This is a genomic window from Collinsella sp. UBA1693 (assembly GCF_002320115.1).
Lineage (GTDB): Bacteria > Actinomycetota > Coriobacteriia > Coriobacteriales > Coriobacteriaceae > Collinsella > Collinsella tanakaei.
This window is the reverse complement of record NZ_DCJT01000013.1, coordinates 249,198-270,322: the sequence shown is the minus strand read 5'-3', so window position 1 is coordinate 270,322 and position 21,125 is coordinate 249,198. Positions and strand designations below refer to the sequence as shown.

Sequence of the window (21,125 nt, the reverse complement as noted above, 5' to 3'; positions counted from 1 at the left end):
CATGGGTAAACCGGGAGCCTTTCTCGACATCGATCGCGCGGCCAGCAAGCTGCGCCCTATATCCCAGCGCGTTCGCGACTTCGACCCGCTCTATGAAGAGCTGGACCAGGACGCGCGCCACGCCCAGGCCAGCCGTTGCATGAAGTGCGGCGTGCCGTTTTGCCAGGTAGGCGCATCGTTTGGCAAGGCGCGCCCCAGCGGTTGCCCCCTGCACAACCTCATCCCCGAGTGGAACGAGCTGATCTATCGCGGCAAATGGGACCATGCCGCCGCGCGACTCGCCCTCACCAGCCCGCTGCCCGAATTCACCAGCCGCGTGTGCCCCGCACTTTGCGAGGCGGCCTGCAACCTGGGCACAGTCAACGGCGAGCCCACCACCATTCACGATAACGAGCGCGCTATCTCGGATTGGGAATGGGCCAACGGCGGCCCCGCCCGCTTCGAGCCCGCGCAAAAGGGCGCCCCGCGCGTCGCCGTGGTGGGCTCCGGCCCCGCCGGCCTCGCCTGCGCCTGGGAGCTCGCTCGCCGCGGCGCGCAGGTTGCCGTCATCGAGCGCGATGACCGCGCAGGCGGCCTACTTATGTACGGCATCCCCAACATGAAACTCGAGAAGAGCGTGGTCACGCGCCGCACAGATCTTATGGAAGAGCTTGGTGTTGAGTTCCACCTCGGCACGGATGCCGCCGACCCCACGGTAGCCAAGCAGCTGTTGGACGAATTCGACGCAGTGGTTATCGCCGTCGGCTCGCGCGCCGCTCGCGGCATCACCGCCCAGGGCGCGCAGGGCCAGGGCGTGGTCTACGCCGTGGACTACCTCACGGACGCCACGCGCTCGCTACTCGAGGACGCCGTGCCCCAGATCAGCGCGGAAGGGCTGGACGTTGTGGTGATTGGCGGCGGAGACACGGGCAACGACTGCGTCGGCACCGCCGTGCGCCAGGGCGCGCGCTCAGTCACCCAGCTCGAGTTCTTGCCGAAGCCGCCGCAAAAGCCCTTAAGCTCCAACCCCTGGCCCGAGTGGCCCAACGTGCTTAAGACGGACTACGGCCAGCAGGAGGCCATCGACCTCATGGGCGGCGAGATGCGCTCTTGGGCCGTCGACACCCTTGAGATTGCGCGCGACGAGTCCGGGGCCGCAACCGGCGCTGTCGTGGTCGACCTTGATTGGAGCACCGGCAAGCCCCAGCGCCTTGAAGACACCAAGCGCACGCTGCCCGCGCAGCTGGTGCTGATCGCATGCGGCTTCACCGGCCCGGAGGCAAGCGTATTCGACGCCTTTGGCGCCAGCGTCTCTGCCCAGGGACGTCCCCTGCCCGTTATGGAAGACGATTCCCACCGCTGCGCCGTCGAGGCGCGGAACGCAACAGGCGCAGCCGCAATCTTCGCATGCGGCGATGCGCGCACCGGCTCTTCGCTGGTGGTCAACGCCATCGCAGACGCCATGGCATGTGCGGACGAGGTGGCACGAGAGCTTGGCCTGTAGCCAAGTCGCAGCCAACTTGCCAGCTGCACACATGATATGAGGGCGGCGGGGGACTTCATCCCGCGGTGCACCCGGCGCTCATTGCGCCCCAGGGCACCGCGCTACGAAACCTCCGCCGCCCTTTTGCGTTCAGCGTCAACCATTCGCGCGGAAAACTGGGGAGGTCATCCAGTTGACGCGATGCCTGGACCAAATAATGCGTTAGTGCGATGCGGCCGGTGTGCCAAATAATCGCTTAGTGCGGAGGTTAGGGCAAATAGTCGCTTAGTGCGGTTCAAATCGTGTCAAATAATGCGTTAGTGCGGTCCGGACGAGAGATAGCAATGGTACCTTATGAATAGGGCGTCCGCATCGCCCGTGCTAGAAGGATCGGACGATGCTGCTCGATGTATAAGGAAGGCAGGTCCGTCAGACCGCCTTCAATCCGCACTAACGCACTATTTGACCAAACCTCCGCACTAAGGCGTTTTTTGACATCCCACCCTTCCGCGCTAAGGCGTTATTTGTCACTCCTCCGCCGCTTGTCAACGGCAACACGCTACCCCTGCAATCCAATTAAAAGTAAAAAAGCTCTTCAAACTTTTTATCAAGCGCGATGCACAAGGTAAGTGCGAGCTTCGCCGTAGGGTTGAACTGTCCCGTCTCGATGGAACTTATCGTGTTTCGAGACACACCAACCATCTCTGCGAGCTGCGCCTGCGAGAGACCCCTTTGGCTGCGCGCTTCCTTCAGATAGTTTTTTAAGGTCAAACATTCCTTCATACCATCATCAGTCCATAACCACGTAAGCACACAGCCACCCTATAGCAAACGCACCGTACAGCGCGGCTACCAAAAGCGTTCTGTTTGATCTGGTCCTGCTCCATATAAAGGCATTCGCGGCAGCAAGGTACGTGAACAGGATTGCAAGCAGGTCGTATGGGTCCCCTCCTTTAGTTAGCACGCGGACCATGAAGACCGCAGCGACTGCCATCGCCATAGCAACTGCTCCCCAAACACCGGACTCCTCAGTTATCTTGCGTTCACGCTCGTCCCCACCACGATTATCAATGCGACTTTTGCTGAGAATCTCGTCCCTGTTCATTGCTGTCTCCACTTTTGCCAAGTTTTGTTGTCATCACGATTATACAAATGCCAATAAAACTTGGCAATTATCCCTTCTTCGACGAAGAGACCAGGACGCATCCAAACGCACTCATATCCGAAAACACCGCTGGATCGCCTTCGTTTGAAGAGCAATCCTAATCATTCTAACCAGATAGTTGGTTAGAATGATTAGAATGGTTAGGAAGGAGCAGTCGCATGATCAAACGCGTCGAAAGCAGCCAAGTTGAATTTAAGCAATCAGTCTGTGCTGGAGCAATCAAAACGATTGTTGCTTTCGCCAACACTGAAGGAGGCGACCTTTATATCGGAGTCGAGGATGACGGTGAAATAATCGGAATATGCAACCTCGATGAGGAGCTTACCAGGCTCTCGAACATGATGCACGACTCAATAAGGCCGGATATCCTCATGAATTGCTCCATTCGACCTGAGTCGATTGACGGCAAGAGCGTCATCCTTGTCCACGTGGAGAGGGGCACCAAGCGCCCATACTATCTAGCCTCTAAGGGACCCAGGCCAGAAGGCGTCTTTATTCGAAGCGGCGCGGCCACACTTCCATCTAGCGAGTCCGGCATCCTGCACATGATTCAGCAATCCGAACAGGATACCTTTGAATCACGCCCGTCCCTCCTGCAAGACCTCACATTCGACTACGCTTCTGCAGAGTTCAGTCGTAAAACCATCTCCTTTGGAGCCAACGAGCTAAGGACGCTCGGAGCCAGGACAGCTACCGGCTCTTATACCAACCTTGGGCTTCTCCTTTCGGATCAATGCCCGTCCACCATCAAAGCTGCCCTGTTCTCCGATGACGAAAGGACAGCCTTTACATTTCGCGAAGAATATTCGGGCTCAATCCTTAAGCAACTTGCAGATGCTTATAGCTTCCTAGAACGAAACAACCACTACAAAATGTCATTCGATGGACTGGAGCGCATCGACCACCATGACATCCCTCCCGTAGCCCTGCGCGAAGCCCTTATCAATTCGGTTGCACACCGAGAGTACGCCCTCTCTGGCCCCACGCTCATCTCGGTCATGCCGAACAAGGTCGAAATCGTGTCCTTAGGGGGCTTGCCCCTGGGAATTGACTACTCGGACCTAAGCGCCCACATCTCAATGCCAAGGAACAAGCTCCTATCCAATGTCTTCTTCCGTCTTGAGCTTATCGAAGCGTATGGAACCGGTATCGAGCGCATGCGCAACAGCTACAACGACAGTGGCACGCAACCAACGATTCGCATCACGCCAAACACTTTCACCGTCGAGCTTCCCAACCGTAACGCTCCGCGACCCGAACTGGCCAACGAAGCCGGCTCGGATGTGGAGGTCCGTTCGATCCTGGGCGACGGCAAGGCTCGTTCCAGAAAAGAAATCCAAGACGAACTTGGCGTTTCCCAATCAACGGCGATTCGACTCCTCAAAGAACTGGAGACGCAAGGGCACGTAAAAAGAGTCGGAAGCGGTAAAAACACCCGCTACGCGATCACGCGCTGAGCAAACTTGCCAGGGGCGTGAACTTAGCAGGAAAGAGAAGACTGAAGACGAAGATGGACTAGGTAAGCCCACCAAAGTGCATGTCACACAGCCTCGAAGGCCTGACACAACAAGGGCTACGAGACCCCGCCGCCCTTTTGCGTCGCGCGCCAGCCATTCGCGCGGTAAATGACCAGGACGATCATCAGGTAGCGGGAGACTTGGGCCAAACAACGCGTTAGCGCGAAACGGCCGGCGTGCCAAATAATCGCTTAGTGCGGAGGTTAGGGCAAATAGTCGCTTAGTGCGGTTCAAATCGTGTCAAATAATGCGTTAGTGCGGTCCGGGCGGAATATAGTAAGGGTACCTTATGAATAGATTGCTCGAATCGCCCAAGCTAGAAGGCTCGGGCGATTCCGCTCGATGCATAGGTGAGGCCTGCCGGGCCTCCCCTATCCCGCACTAACGCACTATTTGTCCTAACCTCCGCACTAAGGCGTTTTTTGGCATCCCCGCCCCTTCCGCACTAAGGCGCAATTTGGCACAGCAGCCCCTCTCAACAGCAAAAGCGGCGGGGTTTTCACCACGCGGTGCCCCGAGGCGCGAAGAGCGCCGAACGCACCGCGGGATGAAATCCCCCGCCGCCATTTATCTGTTGAATATCGAGAGCTACACGTAGAACAGGATATCGTCGTAGGTGGGCACCGGCCAGTAGTCGGCGGCCACGATCTCCTCCATGGCGTCCACGGCAGCGCGCAGCTCCGCCATAGCGGGCGCGACCTTGTGCGCGTAGACCTCTGCCTGAGCCTGCCCATCAACGATGGCCTCGGCATTCTTGTGGAGCTCGTCCAGCACCTTGATGCAGTAGTTGATCTGGGTAATGCCGCAGCACAGCTCATTCAAGGTGTCCTGCTCGCACTGCATCACGGCCTCGGCGCCGGCGGCGCGGATGGTCTCCAGGCCCTTGGCGACCTTGGTGGCGTACGCGGCGATGACGGGGCGATAGGTTCGGCGCGCCTCGCGGACCATGGTGGTCGCCTCGATGTTCATGAGCTTGTTGTACTTCTCGAGCTTGACCTCGTAGCGGCACACCGCCTCCGCCTCGGTAAGCACGCCCATCTCGGCAAAGAGCGCCAGGTTCTTGGGCGCCACAAACTGCGGCAAGGCCTCGGCGGTGGTGGGCAGGTTGAACAACCCGCGCTCCTCCGCTTCCTTATGCCACGCCTCGGAGTAGCCATCGCCCGAGAACAGGATGCGACGATGCTCGCGCAGGTGCTCGGCGCAGTACTCAAGGGCCTTCTCCTGGAAGTCCCCGGCAGGGGTACCCTCGAGCGCGTCGGCGAAATCGCGCAGTGCCTGGGCCACGGCAGTATCCAGCACCATGTTGGCATCGGACACGTTGGCCTCCGAGCCCACGGCGCGGAACTCAAACTTGTTGTTGGTGAAGGCGAAGGGGCTGGTGCGGTTGCGATCCGTGTTGTCCTGCTCCAGATTGGGCAGCACCACGGCGCCAAGGTCGAGCGTATCGGTGGTGGCGTGGACAGACGCCTCGCCATCCATGATCATCTCGACCACCTCGGTGAGCTGGTCGCCCAGGAAGATGGACATGATAGCCGGCGGCGCCTCATCCGCGCCCAAGCGGTGGTCGTTGCCGCAGCTTGCGACGCTGGCGCGCAGCAGGTCCTGGTACTTGTCGACGGCCTCGATCACAGCGGTCAAGAAGACGATGAACTGCAGGTTCTCTTCGGGCGTGTCGCCTGGATCCAGCAGGTTCTCGTCCGCCGTACCCAGCGACCAGTTGTTGTGCTTACCGGAACCGTTGATGCCCTCGAACGGCTTCTCGTGCAGCAGGCACACCAGGTCGTGGCGGCTGGCGATGAGCTTCATCTTCTCCATGATGAGTAGGTTGTTATCCACGGCCTCGTTCAGCTCCGAGTACACCGGAGCCAGCTCGTGCTGGCAGGGGGCGACCTCGTTGTGCTTGGTCTTGGACGGGATGCCCAGGGCCCACAGCTCGTCATCCAGATCCTTCATGTAGGCAGAGACGGTGGGGCGGATGGCACCGAAGTAGTGCTCCTCCAGCTCCTGGCCCTTGGCGGGCGCGGCGCCAAAGAGGGTGCGGCCGGTGATGACCAGGTCGCGGCGCTTACGGTAAGCGTCCTTCTTGATAAGGAAGTACTCCTGCTCGTCGCCCACGTTGGGGACTACCTTCTTGGGATGCTTGCCAAATAGCGCCAGCACGCGCTTGGCCTGCACGTCCAACGCCGTCATGGAGCGCAGGAGAGGGGTCTTCTTGTCCAGCGCCTCGCCGGTGTAGGAACAGAAGGCGGTAGGAATGCACAGGACGTCGTCCTTGATGAAGGCAGGGCTGGTGGCGTCCCACACGGTGTAGCCGCGGGCCTCGAAGGTTGCGCGCAGGCCGCCGTTGGGGAAGCTCGAGGCGTCGGACTCGCCCTTGATCAGCGCCTTGCCGGAGAACTTGGTGAACGCGGTACCGTCCTGATTGGGCTCCAGGAAGCTGTCGTGCTTCTCGGACGTGATGCCGGAGAGCGGCTGGAACCAGTGGGCGTAGTGCGTGGCGCCGTGCAGCATAGCCCATTCCTTCATCGCGTGGGCGACGGCGTTCGCCACGTCCAGATCCAGCGGCTCGCCCTCTTCGATTGTCTTGGCGAGTTTCTTGTACACGTCCTTGGGCAACCAGCGCTTCATCTCGTCTTCAGAGAAGACCATGGTTCCAAAGCGCTCGGTAAGGTCGGCCATACAGAACTCCCTTCGGGTGGGCACGGCGGCGCCTCGAGATGCTTCAACCGTGCGACGGATCCAGCAAACGCTACATTATGGTTTGCATGCAATGTTTCCCGCATATTACCAGCGTCATTTGGACTTATGTAAGCTGGACGAGAAATAACCCCAGAAAGTATAGCCGCATGGCATCGCCCGCAGCCGCGCGCGGCCACCGCGCAAGCCGCCGCAACGGCAGCCGCACGGCAAATGCAAGCGGCGGCCAGCCCGCGCGCCTTTTGGTAACCAACTCGTATCGCGCCCGAGCGCAAAGCCGCAGCGCACCCGCCCTGCGGTATAGTGATTCGCTAAAACGCTTGGAAGGAGACCGCATCAATGAGAGTCGACCAAATCTTTGAACAGGCAAAAGCCGCTGGCGCGCAGCCCGTATCGTTTGAGATGTTTCCGCCCAAGGGCGAGATGACGCTCGAGCGCGCCCGCGAGGTCGCGGGCTCCTTCTCGCAGCTTAACCCCGACTTCATCAGCGTCACCTATTCCGCCGGTGGATCGGGCAACAACGGGGCCACCACCAAGATCGCTCAGATGATCGACGCCGACTTTGGCATCCCCTCCGTCGCGCATCTCACCTGCATCTCGCTCAAGCGCGCCGACCTTCTCGCCAAGATAGACGAGATGCGCGCCGCGGGCATCCAAAACGTCCTGGCACTGCGTGGAGACGTTCCGCAGGGAGCCCCCACCGGCCCGGGCTGCGCAGACTACCGCTACGCCAAAGACATCATTCCCCACTTGGTCGACGCCGGCTTTTGCGTGGGAGCCGCCGCCTATCCGGAAGGCCATATCGAATGCGACGACCTTGAGCTCTCCGTGCGCCAACTTAAAGAGAAGCAAGACGCCGGCGCCTCTTTCTTGGTGACGCAGCTCTTCTTTGATAACCAGTACTTCTACCGCTTCCGCGAGCTGGCAGAACGCGCCGGCATCACCGTGCCCATCACCGCCGGCATCATGCCGTTTATGGGCAAGCAGCAGATCAGCCGCATGGTCTTCATGTGCGGCGCCTCGCTGCCCTCGCCCGTGATCAAACTGCTCGCCCGCTATGAGGACGATGCGGACAGCCTGCGCGCCGCCGGCATCGAGTACGCGTGCCGCCAGCTTGAGGACCTTGCCGCCAACGGCGTCGACGGCCTGCACATCTACACCATGAACCGCGCGGACGTGGCCGGCGCCGCCATGAGCGCGCTGCGCGCCTAGGCAGACCCCATGGCATCCACTGCCGCGCCGTCGCTATTCGACCCCCTGGTTTGGCGCCCCTCATCGGATGGCGCCCCCGCGCTCAGCCGCTCCGAGATGTTGCGCTACCTGGGCTATTCCGGCCAAGAACTCGATCAAGACCTGCAGCAACGCATAGAGGACGCCGCAGCGGGCGTGGTAGCAGACGCGCGCATCTGCGGCGTCCGTCGCGTCTTCTCCGTCGACGCCTCGGCTTTGGACGAGCAGGGGAACCCCTGTATCGCGCTTGAGAACACCTGCGTACGATTGCGCGGGCGCGACATCTTTCGCCATCTAAAAGACGCACGCTACGCCGCCCTTATCTGCTGCACGCTCGGCATGCAGACCGAGAGAAGGCTGCGCGCCATGGGCGCGGGCGACGCACTCGACGCAGCACTGTACGATGCCGCGTGCTCCGCATACGCAGAGGACGCCGTCGAGATGCTCGATGCGGACACACGCGAAGCCGGACTTGCCAACGGGCTGAACGCTAACTGGCGCTTTAGCTGCGGCTACGGAGACTGCCCCCTCGACGCCCAGCCGGCAATCCTAGCCGCCCTCAACGCCCAACGCCTCTGCGGCATCACCGCCACGCCCACCAACCTGCTGCTTCCCAGCAAAAGCGTCACCTGCGTCATCGGCTTGTTCGAGGGCCCGGTCCACGATGCGCGAACGCGCCCCACCTGTTCCATCTGCCGCCTGCGGCCCTCGTGCGCTTTTCGCGCTCGCGGCACCACCTGCTACCAAACAGCAAGCGCGCACTAATGTATAGTCGCTGCAGCAGCGCCCGACCAGCCCTCCATGATTGGATAACCATGACCATCGTCCAAAGCACCCAAGCCCACACACCCCGCACGCTGGACACCCTGCGTATCGCGGATGATGACCTGCGTGCAGCCCTTGAAGGCCGCCGCCACCTGCTTTTCGATGGCGGCATGGGTACCATGCTGCAAGCGGCGGGCCTTAAGGCGGGCGCCCTCCCCGAGCTGATCTGCCTTACCAATCCAGACGCCATTACCCGCGTCCACGCCGCCTACGTCTCCGCTGGCAGCGAAGTTGTCACCACCAATACCTTTGGCGCCAACGCGCTCAAACTTCACGGAGAGGCCACGGTCGAAGAGGTCTTTAACGCCGCTGTCGCCTGCGCGCGCGCCGCCGGCGCCCGCTACGTCGCAGGCGACATCGGTCCGCTTGGCACCCTGCTTCGCCCGCTGGGCACCATGGGTTTTGACGAGGCATACGATTACTTTGCACAAGAAGCCCGCGCCGCCCGGGCAGCCGGCTGCGACCTTATCATTATCGAGACCATGACGGACCTGGCAGAGATCAAGGCAGCGGTGCTCGCCGCAAAGGAGAACTGCGATCTGCCTATTTTCGCTACCATGACCTTCGAGGCGGACGGCCGCACGTTCCTGGGCACTTCGCCGGACATCGCCGCCATCACCCTCGATGCCCTGGGCGCGGACGTAGTGGGCATCAACTGCTCGCTGGGCCCAGCGGAGCTTCGCCCCTTCGCCCGGACGATGCTCGCCGTCACGGCCAAGCCCGTTATGGTCCAGGCAAACGCCGGCTTGCCCCACGTGGAAGACGGCTGCACCGTTTTCGATATCGATCCGCAATCCTATGCGGATGCCGTGGCAAACATGGTTGAAGACGGCGTCGGCATCATAGGCGGCTGCTGCGGAACCAATCCGGACTACATCCGCCTGCTCGCCGACATCATCGCCGACCGCGCTCCGCAGCAGCGCCCCGCCCCCACGTCGTTTACGGTCACGGGCGCCCAGCGCCTGGTAGAGCTGCCGCAAAACAGCCGCCGCGTCGCCGTCATCGGCGAGCGCATCAACCCCACCGGCAAAAAACGCCTGCAAGCGGCCCTGCGCGAAGACAACCTGGATTACGTTGTTGGCCAGGGCATCAGCCAGCAGGAGCAGGGCGCCGACGCACTCGACGTCAACGTCGGCCTGCCCGGCATCGATGAGCCCCGCATGATTGCGCGAGCCGTCGAGGCCTTGCAGGGCGCCACGCTGCTGCCCCTACAGATCGACTCCACCAACGCAGACGCCATCGAGGCAGGCGTGCGCGCATACGCGGGCAAGCCCATCATCAACTCCGTCAACGGCAAGCAAGAGGTGCTCGACGCCGTGCTGCCCATCGCCGCCCATTACGGCTGCAACGTCATCGGCCTTACGTTGGACGAAGACGGCATCCCCGCAACCGCAAGCGAGCGCGTGGCCATCGCCCGTCGAATCATCGACGAAGCCGCCCGCTACGGCATTGGCCGCGAGCGCATCCTCATCGACTGCCTGGTCATGACCGCCTCGACCAACCAGGCGCAGGTAACAGAGATCTTGCGGGCCGTCACCCTTTGCCGCCAAGAGCTTGGCGTGCACTGCACGCTGGGCGTCTCCAACGTCAGCTTTGGCCTGCCCGCACGCGAGCTGCTCAACGCCACGTTCCTCACCGCCGCCTTTGGCGCCGGACTGGACGCCCCCATCATGAACCCCGGCTCCCAACGCTACATGGATGCCGTGCACAGCTACCGCGTCCTCAACGCAGAAGACCTGGGCTCCGTCCGGTTCATCGAGCGCTACGCCGGCTGGAATGACCCCTACAAGGTCCCCGTCAACGTCGCTTCAACCCCTGCCGCTTCCTCGTCCTCCGCACCGGCGGCATCGCCCAACACCGCGCCTTCTCCAGCCGGCGCAAACAGCGCCCAGGGCAACGGCGAGCTGCACCACCTAGTTCTCAGCGGCAGAAAGGCAGACGTGCCCGCGCTGGTGCGCGACCTGCTTGCCGCACATGACGCCATGGACGTGATCGACCACATGCTCATTCCCGCTTTGGACGAGGTGGGCGATAAGTTTGACCGTGGCGAGTTCTTCTTGCCCCAGCTTATGGCCTCCGCCGAGGCGGCACGCGCCGGATTCGATACCATTCGCGACCTCATGCCCGCCGGCAACGTGGCCGATAAGGGCAAGATCGCGCTGGCTACCGTCAAGGGCGACATCCATGACATCGGCAAGAATATCGTCAAGATGCTGCTGGAAAACTACGGCTACCGCGTTTACGACTTAGGACGAGACGTTGACCCCCAGGTGGTGCTTGACGCCGTGCGGCAGCACGATATCCCCCTGGTGGGCCTTTCGGCCCTCATGACCACCACCGTGACCAACATGGAAGAGACCATCGCCCTGCTACGCCGCGAGGCTCCGGGCGTGCGGGTCTTTGTGGGCGGCGCGGTCCTCACACCCGAGTACGCCCGGCAGATAGGTGCGGACTTCTACGCCAAGGACGCCGCCGAATCCGCCCGCATCGCGGAGCGCGTCTTCGCAAAGTAGCCCTCAATGGTTTCCAATGGTTTCCAAGCGGTTATGTTCTGCAGAAATGCGGCGTGAGGCCTGTTGTTCCGTATACAGCAATATAGAATAGAAACATTCGTCAATCTCATACAACGACAGGAGAGGCGCATGTCGATCACGCCCGCAGAAATCGCCGAGACACGCGGAATGGTCTCCGAGCAAAACCTCGACATCCGCACCATCACCATGGGCATCTCGCTTATGGGTTGCGCGGACGAGAACCTTGAGCGCATGTGCACCAAGGTGTACGACCACATCACCACCACCGCGGAGCATCTGGTCGAGACGGCCGAGAGCCTTGAGCGCGAGTACGGCATCCCCATTGTGAACAAGCGCGTCTCCGTTACCCCCGTGGCGCAGATCGCCGCCGCCTGCAAGGACACCGACCTGGTGCCCCTTGCTCACGCTCTTGACCGCGCGGCCGAGACCCTGGGCATCGATTACCTGGGCGGCTACTCTGCACTGGTTCACAAGGGCATTGGCGATGCCGACCGTCGCCTGATGAACTGCATTCCCCAGGCATTGAACGAGACCAGCCGCGTTTGTTCTTCCGTCAACGTGGCGAGCCTGCGCGCCGGCATCAACATGGACGCCGTGCTGCTATGCGCCCAGATTATCCAGGAAGCAGCGCGCCTTACGCAGGACCGCGAGTGCATTGGTGCTTCCAAGTTTGTCTGCTTCGCCAACATGGTCGAGGACTCCCCCTTCATGGCGGGCGCCGTCCATGGCTCCGGCGAGGCCGACGCCGTCATCAACGTCGGCGTCTCCGGCCCGGGCGTCATGGCCGCGGCGCTTGAGGAGCTGCCCGAATCCGCCAATATGATGGAGGTCGCCGAGAAGATCAAGCAGACCGCCTTCAAGATTACCCGCGCCGGCGAGCTCATGAGCCGCGAGGCCGCACGCCGTTTGGGCGTCGAGAAGGGCATTGTCGACCTGTCGCTGGCCCCCACCCCGGCCATCGGCGACTCCGTGGCGCGCATTCTGGAGATCATCGGCGTTGGCCAGTGCGGCGGCCCCGGCACCACTGCCGCCCTTGCCCTGCTCAATGACTGCGTAAAGAAGGGCGGCGTCATGGCCAGCTCTTCGGTGGGCGGCCTTTCCGGCGCCTTCATCCCCGTCTCCGAGGACGCGGGCATGATCGCCGCCGCAGAATCCGGCGCGCTGTGCCTGGAGAAGCTCGAGGCCATGACCTGCGTTTGCTCCGTTGGCCTGGACATGATCGCCATCCCCGGCGACACCCCCGTGGAGGCCATCGCCGGCATCATCGCGGACGAGATGGCCATCGGCGTGATCAACAACAAGACCACCGCTGTACGCATCATCCCCGCCTTCGGCAAGAAGGAGGGCGAGAGCGTGGAGTACGGCGGGCTCTTTGGTCGCGCGCCCATCATGCGCGTTAACCCTCACGCCGGCACCGTCTTCGCCCACCGCGGCGGCCGCTTCCCCGCCCCGCTCAACAGCTTGAAGAACTAGCTTTAACGCGTACGCTCGCAATCAATCGATCAAAGAGACCGTCTCGCACTTAGGAGGCGGTCTCTTTTTCGCATCGCCTTCAGTACTCAAGCCAAAGGTCCGCACGGAAATCGATGGTCGAGCATCCCGTTTTTCCCGTGGCATAATTGAGCCCAATGCAAGCAATAGCGCCCGCTTACAACTCCCGGGAGGAATCATGCGCAATCCGCGATCGGCCCTGCTTTCCACCGATTGGAACGAGGAATGGAAGGCGTTGCAGGCCGATCGCCGCTCCGCCGACGATCCATCATTTTGGGATAAGCGCGCCAAGCACTTCAAACCGCGCGAGACTCACCCATACGCACGCGACTTCCTAAAGCTCGCAGACATACACCATGGCGAGAGCGTGCTCGATATGGGCTGCGGAGGCGGCTCTCTAGCCATCCCGCTCGCCCGACAGGGTTGCTCCGTGCTCGCCTGCGATTTCTCAAAGCCCATGCTCGATGTTGTACGAGAAGGCGCTCAACACTTCCAAGTTGATCAGCTTGTCGACACCAAACTGCTTGCATGGGACGAGGACTGGGATGAGGCCGGCATGAGGCCCAAGAGCGTGGACGTCGCCCTCGCAAGCCGATCGATTGCCACCGCGGACCTTGAGAGCTCGCTGGTAAAACTTGACAGCACGGCACGCAGGCGCTGCTGTATCACCCTGGTTGCAAACGCCAGCCCACGCTACGACGAACACGTTATGAACGCGATAGGCGCGAGCGTCACGCGCAGCCATGACTTTGTCTACGCCTTCAATATCCTGATTAGCATGGGAAGGCTCCCCGAGGTCTCCTACATCCATTCGCCGCGACGCGACACCTTTGATTCTCTGGATGAGGGCGTTGCCGACTTTGCTCGCATGCTCGAAGGCGGCAACGAGGACAAACTCGATGAGCTTCGCTCCTACATCGCCGCCCATATGATAGAGAACCCGCAGGCAGGGCAGCCCGGCTCAAAAGGCAAACCGCAGGGACGCTACACGTTAGACCACGTGCGCATGGTCCACTGGGCATTCATCTCTTGGAACCCGTCCGAGCCCGCGCACCAAGACTAGCGCGTTGCCAAGCATTCTCATCCCAATCAGCTGCAGCCCGTTGTGGTACCGCAATCAAGGCACACCTTGCACGTGCCGTTTTGCACCATGCGCGAGCTGCCGCACATAGGACAGCTGCTGCCGTCATAGAGCCGCTCGCCATGCTGGGCCGCCTCGCGCGCCCGCTCGTTCACAAAGGCAGAGGTGTAAAAATCGCCCATATCGACCGAGCCCACCTCTTCGCGCAGCTCGTCCTCTTTCTCCTCGCGCAGATGCTCCATGGCCTCGGGCGTCACCACCGGCTCCAGCTCATCCTCTGCACCAGATGCCGCACTCGCCGTAGCAACGGTGGCGACCTCGTCCTCCTCGCTTAACGCCGCGGGCACGCAGACGTCCGCCGGCTTAACTTGAACGCGCGTGTAGTCACCCAACTCGATATCGATGATCTTTGAGATGAGGTCGGAGATGGACGTTACGTACTTGATGTTGGGATGACTCTGGACAAAACCATATGGCTCGTATTTCTGGCCACGCAACATCTTGGAGATGCTCTGCGGCGGAATGTCATACTGCAGCATCACCGAAATGGTTTTCGATAGCGAGTTGAGCAGCCCCATGATGGTGGTGCCCTCACGGTCCGTGGTGACGAACACCTCGGATATCTTTCCCGCCGCGTCGCGATTCACCGTGGTGTAGATCTTGACGCCGTCCACTTGGGCCAGATGCGTGCGACCGGAGCGTATGCCCACCACGCGCGTGCGGTGCGCCCGGCTCTGCCCTTGAGAGCGGAGCTCCTCAAGCTCGGCGGTTGCTTCGCGCGCGTGCTGTAACAGCGCCTGATAGCCAAGGTCCTCCAACTTGCCCGCCCTTTGGTCTTCAAGCCTGGTGTTGAGCGGCTGGGCGTTTTTGGAGCCATCTCGATACAGGGTGATACCCTTGCATCCCGTCTGCCACGCCAGCATGACTACGTCTTTGAAGTCTTGCACCGTGGCGGAAGCCGGCAGGTTCACCGTCTTTGATATGGCGCCGGAAACCAGTGGGGTAAGGGCGGCGACCATCAGCACGTGTCCCTGCGGCGCGATGAACCGCGTCCCCGTGCCGCACACGTTGGCGGTATCAAAAATGGGCAGGTGCTCGGGCTTGAGATGGGGCGCTCCCTCGACCTTTCCATCCTTGACCATGCCCGCCTCATCGAGCGCTTGCACGTATGACAAAATATCGTCCACTTGCGCGGACGTGTACCCCAAACGCGCGAGGGCGTCTGCGATCACTGGATTGGCGATGGTCATGAACCCGCCGCCAAAAAGCTTCTTGTACGCCATGTGGCTGAAGAACGGCTCTATCGACGTTGCGGCGCAATCCATGGCGAAGCTGATGGTGCCCGTAGGAGCCAACACGCTCACCTGCGCATTGCGATAGCCGTAGCGCCCGCCCAGTTCCTCGGCATAGGTCCAACTCTCTACCAGTTTGTTCGCAAGATAGTCCTCACCCATATCAAGAAGGAGGTCGAAATCGATGCGCGCGGGCTCTATACCGAGCCCCTCGAAGGCGTCGTCGCGCGCGCCCGCGACGCGGGCATGGTTTCGGATGACGCGTGCCATATGGCGCTTGTTAATCTCATAGCATACAAAGGGCTCCGTAGTACGGGCCATTATCGCGGAGGCCGTGTAGCTTTGCCCGGTCATAACGCCAACAAGGGCGGCGGAGAGGGCCCGGGCGCGCGGCGAATCATAGGGCAAACCCTTGGCCATAAGCAAGCTCGCCAAATTTGAGATACCCAAACCGGTTGCGCGGAATCGATAGGTTTTACGGGCGATATCCCGCGTGGGGAACTGGCCCCAGGCAATAGAAGCCTCGAGCGCTAGCTGAGCCATGTTGACCGCATGCACAAACCCATCGATATCGAACGCCCCCGTGGCCAGATCATAAAAACGGTAGACGTTGATGGAGCCCAGATTGCAGCTGGAATCGTCCAAAAATGCGTACTCGCCACAAGGGTTGGTGGAGTTGAGCCGGTTATACGCAGCGCCCACAACACCGTCCTCGCCCGCAGGGCAGGTGTGCCAATCGTTAAACGTGTCATCGAACTGCGGAGCGGGATCGGCGCAACGCCATGCCGACTGGTTGAACACATCCCAGATATGCGCCACCGAGACCTCGCGGTCCGCCGAACGGTCCACGCGACCCTTAAGCTGGTACGTTGCCTCTGGATCTTGATCGAGCAGGGCGACCTTCTGCATAAACGCGTTATCGATGCGCAGGGAGTTATTAGAGTTTTGACCGGAGACCGTGGAATACGCCTCGCCGTTGATGTCGCCGTCGTACCCCATTTTGATGAGGGCCAGCGCCTTATCCTCCTCACGGGCCTTCCAGGTTATGAAGCTCTCCACGTCCGGATGGTCAATATCCAGGCAGACCATCTTGGCGGCACGGCGCGTGGTGCCTCCGCTTTTGATTGCATCCGCATTGCGGTCGAATCCACGTAGAAAGCTCATGACTCCGCTGGATACGCCGCCGCCCGAAAGGCGCTCCCCCTCCCCTCGAAGCGCGGAGAAGTTTGACCCAGTACCCGAACCGCCACGGAAGAGCTTGGTCTCCGTCACGTATTCTTCTGAGATCGAGTGCTCGCCCAGCAGCTTATCCTGTATGGAGAGAATGAAGCATGCGCTTGCCTGCGTACGGCTATAGTTATCGAGAGATTCGACCACTTCGCCCGAATCCTCGTCCACGTAATACATACCTTGCGACTCACCCGCGATACCGTAGGCGCGCTTGAGGCCCGTGTTGAACCACTGGGGAGAATTTGGGGCGAACCGCTGATCCAAGATCATGTAAACAAGCTCGTCATAGACTATCTGCGCCTGCTCGCCCTCCTTGACCATGCCCTCGTCCACCAACGCGGCAACCCAGAAATCGACCATGCGATGGGCGACCTGCCGCATAGACACCTCATGCCCGGTCACCGGGACGCCGGCGCGGCGGAAATACTTTGAAGCAATGATGTCGACCGCGTTTTGAGAATAGGACGAGGGAAACTCCAGGTCTTGCATATCGCACAGCACGCGGCCCGTTTTGTAATCCGTGAGGTGCACGTCGCGCTTGGACCATTCGAACAAGTCGTACACAGTTTTACCCGCATAGGCGGGGTCGTTGAGCGCACCGGTAAAACGTCGCGTGATCAACTCATCCATAGTGGTAGCCATGATCTCACCCAACCCTCATTCTCCCGTAATCGCGACCCGTGTAAGGCCGGTAAGGGCTTGTGTACCCAATCGAGGGCACAGGGACAATGGCCGACGGGTGAACGGTCGCGTGCGGCAATACAAACGGTGCGCGACCGCGGTATCAACTTGTTGTGTTAATTACTTAATTCAACCACTATATATGCTTGCGATTTCTTTGCGAACTCAACCACCTCGCCCTTTTGCCCTTTCATGCTGCGATAATGTGGTATTCCAGCATCAACCACCAGCTCAGAAAGCGAGCAGATCCACATGGCACTTACCGGCAAGCAGGTTCGTCAGCTCCGCAGCCTCGCCCATCACCTCAATCCCATCATCCATATTGGCAAATCCGACATCACCGACGCTCTAGTCAAGGAGACCGAGGCCGCTCTTGAAAACCGCGAGCTCATCAAGTGCGCGGTGCAGGACGGCAGCGACCTTGAAACCCGTGAGGCCGCCGATATGCTCGCCGAGCGCACCAACGCCGATGTGGTCCAAGTCATTGGCCATCGCTTCTCGCTGTACCGCGAGAGCAGCCGCGATGATATCGAGAAGATCAAGCTGGTCTAGAGCAACTCGTTCACCCTCTTCTCACCCATGATGTTCTCATACAGGAGGCGCGTCTCGTCTTCGGGCTCCATATGCAGCTCGTGATGAAGGTAATACAGGTGGCTGCCATACAGTTCGACCACCTCGCGCTTCCTGCCGTTGAGGTTGTAAACCGTCATAGCGTGCCGCACCACGTCCTCGCGCGTTGGCTCGTGTTTAAGGGCAGCCTCCACAAGCCACGTTGCCGATGGCAAATCGTTCTCCTCTATCGACAAATCAATACCGCGCACCATGCAGTCGATAAATTTAGATTGGTAGGAGCGCCTCAGCCTGACAAAACAGGTGACATCACCGGAGTCCGGAACGTATAGCGCGCCGGTGTAGATCTGCTCCATTTTGAGGCACGCATCGATAAGTTGTCTGTTGGTCATACCCGTGCGCTTGAGAAGAACCTGGCGTGCCAGTATGTCGAACTGCATGAGGTCCGTTGTTACGAATTCCGCATTGAGACCGATGCTTTTACCCTGCTTGATTACGTATTGGACGCCATCTTGCTGTTGTCCCAGCGCTTGAATCAAGGCCGTGATCGCCCCGTAGAGATTCTGGCGGGCGCGCTTGTATGTTGAGTTGGGCCACATTTCATCTATGAGCTGACCCCTACCGATATACGATCCCAGCACCAGCGCCAAACGTGCCGCCAGCACGCTCGCCCGCTTGCGCTTCCAATCATGCCCCGTCAACACATGGCCGTTTCGCTCCACCCTGAGCCCGCCAAAGAGCCTGATAGAAATCTGACCTATCTGGGGCTCCAGCACGGCATCCAGCACTTCAAGCTCGGCATTGCGCACCGCGGCATCTCCCAGCTGAAACTTATCCACCATAGAGGGAGGCACAAGCCGCCGCACCGCGGCGGACATCTCGCCCAGATGAAACATAGCCAATCTAACCTGCGGCCTCAACCATTCCGCCAGCAGTATGTCGCGATGCATGGAGAACCATGCCGAAAGCTCGGCATCATGGTGTGCGGCAGATAGCAGCAGCGTCGTAGCCCACGCATCCGCGGCATCGTCCGTCTCTACGGATAAGTCGAGCAAATCTGCCTCTTGAGAAATGATCATCCTCGATGTGGACCGCAAACGCGTGGCGCATTCAAGCAGCTTGGCCCAGGCTCGCACAAACGTAAGGTCATCTGGAGCGGTCTTGCCCGCCTGCTGGGCTCTAAAACTCGCATTGAGTTGCTGCCCCATAGAGAAGTCCATCCAGCCCTGCGCCACGGTGCAAAACAGCTGAGCCGTATGGTCCGACTCGCGCAACGACGTTCTCTCCGCATCTACAAACGCGCGCTCATCTACCACCGGCCTACCTGCCATAAGGCGCCCCATAGCCGCAACGGCGCGAAGACGGTTTACCACTGCCTCCAACCTTTTTTCGCTCGCCCTTGCTATCTCATCCTGCAAGCGGGCATCGACTTCACCTTGAACGCTCGGCCCATCACACATTATCTGGCCCAGATCGAATGCCATCTCCAGTAGCATAGATGGGACGTCGAGTGCATTTGGGCACGTCGCCTCATGTTCCCGATGCTCGCCAACGGGCACTCGTCCCCGTTCTATCAGCGACCGCGTAATATGGCGAGCACGACGTAGCTGCACGGCAGCACCGTATGTCGCACGCTTTTGCATCTCTTTTGATAAAACCGGTAATGCCGTGCCTGCTCCCCCACCCCAGTATTCGTTGAATGCGAGTGCCCTATCCCATTCATCCGCATCGACCTCTCGACTGATTCTCATCGCCTCGCGCGCTAATCGATCCGCCGCATTTCTCGCCGTACGATATTCCCCGGTTATGAGCGCGCATGCCCAACTGGCGAGCACGAGCCCCAAGCCGGCGCGACAACACGCTTCCTCACCAGCCTCCACCATAGCCGAGCGCACAAACGAGGCATGTCCCGCGAATGCGAACGCCATCGGCCTGCTGGCAATAGCTTCCACGCGCCGAGCGACATCCATAAATGACTCCATAAGCCGCACGGCATCGTCCACGCGATCCACGCGCAAAAGAATGCGAACCGCCCTCTCAACATACTCTGGATGTCGACGCGCGATAGCCGCTCGCAACCTGCCCAAAGCCGCATCACGCTCTCCAAGGCAGCTGAACTCTTCTGTATCCGGCGCATATACCACAATCGGATAGTCATGCATAAGCCGCTGCATTTGGCGCGATTGAACGCGGCATCCCCCGCGTCGAATCTCGCGCAATGACCCAGACCCCAAAAGCAACAGCAGGCATATCGTCTGGTACAGGGAATCTCTCCTGCCGCTCAAAGCCTTCAATACGGAACCCACAACCCGCTCCACTTCACGCTCGAGCAGTTCAGAAGATCTTTTTTCTCCCGCGATCGTCTGAAGGGCGGAGACCAGCGACGGTATTCCAGCCGTCAGGCGATAAGCATCGAGCGTGCTATCGATCATCAGCGTCTTTATCCACGTCGCATATTCCTGCGGCTGCACACACAGCTGCCTTGCCCCCACCTTGGCGGAGTCGCCCAAAGCGGTAACCAGCTCGGCCTGGCCAGGCTCGCAAACAAGCACGATTTCACACCCCGCTTCACGGCAAGCTCGCACTGCCGAAGCAAGCTCTTGCGCCTCGTCCTTGCTCTTCACCGACACGTTGTCCAAACCCAGCAACGGTCGGACCGCGGCAATTGATTCGTGAGCCGCATCGTCCAAGAACTCGATTACGCCTTTGATCTCGCGGCGCGACGCATCGATAAGCCGCGCCTGTCCACGTTGAGGATCTTCTTTGACCCAAGCGCTATACAGCAATAGCAGCGACGTTTTTCCAAATCCAGCAGGAGCCTGCACCAACACAATCCCCGCGTCTCGACCCATGGCGGAAATGGACCTCATAAGCTGTTCGCGCGGTACCATAGCCACCCTTTTTTGTTGAGGCAGCCCCGCATCTGCCTTATGCGCTGATTGAACTTGAATTGCTTGCTCGTCAACCGTCTGCACTGAATCCCCGACCGTCTCTGCGCTGGTTCCCATTTTATCTCCCTCCATGCGCTCCTTGATGTAAGGGTATGGCCCAGCGCGCGTCAGCCGCGTTTGGAAATTCCTCACTTTCAATAGACAGTAAGATTCGAGAGCTATCTTTGTAAGAACCCCGCATGCCGCACAGCGCCCCCTCCGCGCGATACGTGCACCATTTCCTGCCATACCATCAGTAAATGTTAGTGCTTTACGCTTATATTGTTTCGATTTTGATATTCCGCTTGCATCTTTTTTTCCATTCACCGCGACCGCAAGATGCTTAATTTTCAAAGGCGCGATGTTTTTGTCAATAAAACGGTAATATCGACCCGACATTTCCCATGTATGGTGAAAAAA

At 60.1% G+C, this 21,125-nt stretch carries 13 protein-coding genes; 8 read left to right on the top strand and 5 right to left on the bottom strand.

All coding sequences use genetic code 11. The features are described 5' to 3' along the window. Window position 1 precedes the first annotated feature (1 nt). Entirely contained in the window at window positions 2–1,483 is a 1,482-nt protein-coding gene (locus tag B3H65_RS10185) for a glutamate synthase subunit beta (RefSeq protein ID WP_286685135.1), read from the top strand. 555 nt (window positions 1,484–2,038) lie between these two features. Here B3H65_RS10185 and B3H65_RS10180 read toward each other — a convergent pair. Beyond that, complete coding sequence (locus tag B3H65_RS10180; protein WP_117678869.1) at window positions 2,039–2,245, bottom strand: helix-turn-helix transcriptional regulator; 207 nt, start codon at window positions 2,243–2,245, stop codon at window positions 2,039–2,041. Window positions 2,246–2,252: 7 nt separating this feature from the next. Further along, complete coding sequence (locus tag B3H65_RS10175; RefSeq protein WP_286685134.1) at window positions 2,253–2,567, bottom strand: DUF6442 family protein; 315 nt, start codon at window positions 2,565–2,567, stop codon at window positions 2,253–2,255. Window positions 2,568–2,785: 218 nt separating this feature from the next. Here B3H65_RS10175 and B3H65_RS10170 point away from each other — a divergent pair, with 218 nt between their 5' ends. Further along, a complete protein-coding gene (locus B3H65_RS10170; protein ID WP_286685133.1) occupies window positions 2,786–4,084 on the top strand; it encodes an RNA-binding domain-containing protein in 1,299 nt (432 codons plus the stop codon). Between the two features lie 648 nt (window positions 4,085–4,732). Here the strand turns inward: B3H65_RS10170 and B3H65_RS10165 are convergent. Then, a complete protein-coding gene (locus tag B3H65_RS10165) occupies window positions 4,733–6,823 on the bottom strand; it encodes a glutamine synthetase III (RefSeq protein WP_286685132.1) in 2,091 nt (696 codons plus the stop codon). A 357-nt stretch (window positions 6,824–7,180) separates the two neighbouring features. Here B3H65_RS10165 and B3H65_RS10160 point away from each other — a divergent pair, with 357 nt between their 5' ends. The 5 genes from B3H65_RS10160 (at window position 7,181) to B3H65_RS10140 (ending at window position 13,984) form a co-directional block, all read left to right on the top strand. After that, the gene (locus B3H65_RS10160) at window positions 7,181–8,053 is read left to right on the top strand and encodes a methylenetetrahydrofolate reductase (RefSeq protein WP_286685131.1); all 873 of its coding nucleotides are present in this window, start codon (window positions 7,181–7,183) and stop codon (window positions 8,051–8,053) included. Between the two features lie 9 nt (window positions 8,054–8,062). Then, complete coding sequence (locus B3H65_RS10155; RefSeq protein WP_286685130.1) at window positions 8,063–8,836, top strand: hypothetical protein; 774 nt, start codon at window positions 8,063–8,065, stop codon at window positions 8,834–8,836. A 50-nt stretch (window positions 8,837–8,886) separates the two neighbouring features. Further along, a complete protein-coding gene (locus tag B3H65_RS10150; protein ID WP_286685129.1) occupies window positions 8,887–11,409 on the top strand; it encodes a homocysteine S-methyltransferase family protein in 2,523 nt (840 codons plus the stop codon). 129 nt (window positions 11,410–11,538) lie between these two features. Continuing rightward, on the top strand, window positions 11,539–12,903 hold the full coding sequence (locus B3H65_RS10145) for a PFL family protein (protein ID WP_286685128.1): 1,365 nt from the start codon (window positions 11,539–11,541) through the stop codon (window positions 12,901–12,903). Between the two features lie 196 nt (window positions 12,904–13,099). Beyond that, window positions 13,100–13,984 (top strand): class I SAM-dependent methyltransferase, encoded by an 885-nt coding sequence (locus B3H65_RS10140; protein ID WP_286685127.1) that lies wholly within the window; start codon window positions 13,100–13,102, stop codon window positions 13,982–13,984. A gap of 26 nt (window positions 13,985–14,010) precedes the next feature. Here B3H65_RS10140 and B3H65_RS10135 read toward each other — a convergent pair whose 3' ends face one another. Further along, window positions 14,011–17,166: a vitamin B12-dependent ribonucleotide reductase gene (locus B3H65_RS10135; protein ID WP_286685126.1), complete on the bottom strand. Its 3,156-nt coding sequence runs from the start codon at window positions 17,164–17,166 to the stop codon at window positions 14,011–14,013. 291 nt (window positions 17,167–17,457) lie between these two features. Here B3H65_RS10135 and yhbY point away from each other — a divergent pair, with 291 nt between their 5' ends. Next, a complete protein-coding gene (gene yhbY / locus B3H65_RS10130; RefSeq protein WP_117679978.1) occupies window positions 17,458–17,757 on the top strand; it encodes a ribosome assembly RNA-binding protein YhbY in 300 nt (99 codons plus the stop codon). Here yhbY and B3H65_RS10125 read toward each other — a convergent pair. Next, window positions 17,754–20,666 carry a BTAD domain-containing putative transcriptional regulator gene (locus B3H65_RS10125; protein WP_286685125.1) on the bottom strand — a complete coding sequence of 971 codons (2,913 nt, stop codon included), beginning with the start codon at window positions 20,664–20,666 and terminating at the stop codon, window positions 17,754–17,756. The genes yhbY and B3H65_RS10125 overlap by 4 nt on opposite strands. Between the last annotated feature and the right edge of the window lie 459 nt (window positions 20,667–21,125).

What these genes read in the sequence shown, in the direction of transcription:
- B3H65_RS10125 (WP_286685125.1), bottom strand. Translation starts at nt 20,666, where the DNA reads ATGGTACCGCGCGAACAGCTTATGAGGTCCATTTCCGCCATGGGTCGA.
- B3H65_RS10155 (WP_286685130.1), top strand. Translation starts at nt 8,063, where the DNA reads ATGGCATCCACTGCCGCGCCGTCGCTATTCGACCCCCTGGTTTGGCGC.
- B3H65_RS10160 (WP_286685131.1), top strand. Translation starts at nt 7,181, where the DNA reads ATGAGAGTCGACCAAATCTTTGAACAGGCAAAAGCCGCTGGCGCGCAG.
- yhbY (WP_117679978.1), top strand. Translation starts at nt 17,458, where the DNA reads ATGGCACTTACCGGCAAGCAGGTTCGTCAGCTCCGCAGCCTCGCCCAT.
- B3H65_RS10170 (WP_286685133.1), top strand. Translation starts at nt 2,786, where the DNA reads ATGATCAAACGCGTCGAAAGCAGCCAAGTTGAATTTAAGCAATCAGTC.
- B3H65_RS10165 (WP_286685132.1), bottom strand. Translation starts at nt 6,823, where the DNA reads ATGGCCGACCTTACCGAGCGCTTTGGAACCATGGTCTTCTCTGAAGAC.
- B3H65_RS10175 (WP_286685134.1), bottom strand. Translation starts at nt 2,567, where the DNA reads ATGAACAGGGACGAGATTCTCAGCAAAAGTCGCATTGATAATCGTGGT.
- B3H65_RS10140 (WP_286685127.1), top strand. Translation starts at nt 13,100, where the DNA reads ATGCGCAATCCGCGATCGGCCCTGCTTTCCACCGATTGGAACGAGGAA.
- B3H65_RS10145 (WP_286685128.1), top strand. Translation starts at nt 11,539, where the DNA reads ATGTCGATCACGCCCGCAGAAATCGCCGAGACACGCGGAATGGTCTCC.
- B3H65_RS10180 (WP_117678869.1), bottom strand. Translation starts at nt 2,245, where the DNA reads ATGAAGGAATGTTTGACCTTAAAAAACTATCTGAAGGAAGCGCGCAGC.
- B3H65_RS10135 (WP_286685126.1), bottom strand. Translation starts at nt 17,166, where the DNA reads ATGGCTACCACTATGGATGAGTTGATCACGCGACGTTTTACCGGTGCG.
- B3H65_RS10185 (WP_286685135.1), top strand. Translation starts at nt 2, where the DNA reads ATGGGTAAACCGGGAGCCTTTCTCGACATCGATCGCGCGGCCAGCAAG.
- B3H65_RS10150 (WP_286685129.1), top strand. Translation starts at nt 8,887, where the DNA reads ATGACCATCGTCCAAAGCACCCAAGCCCACACACCCCGCACGCTGGAC.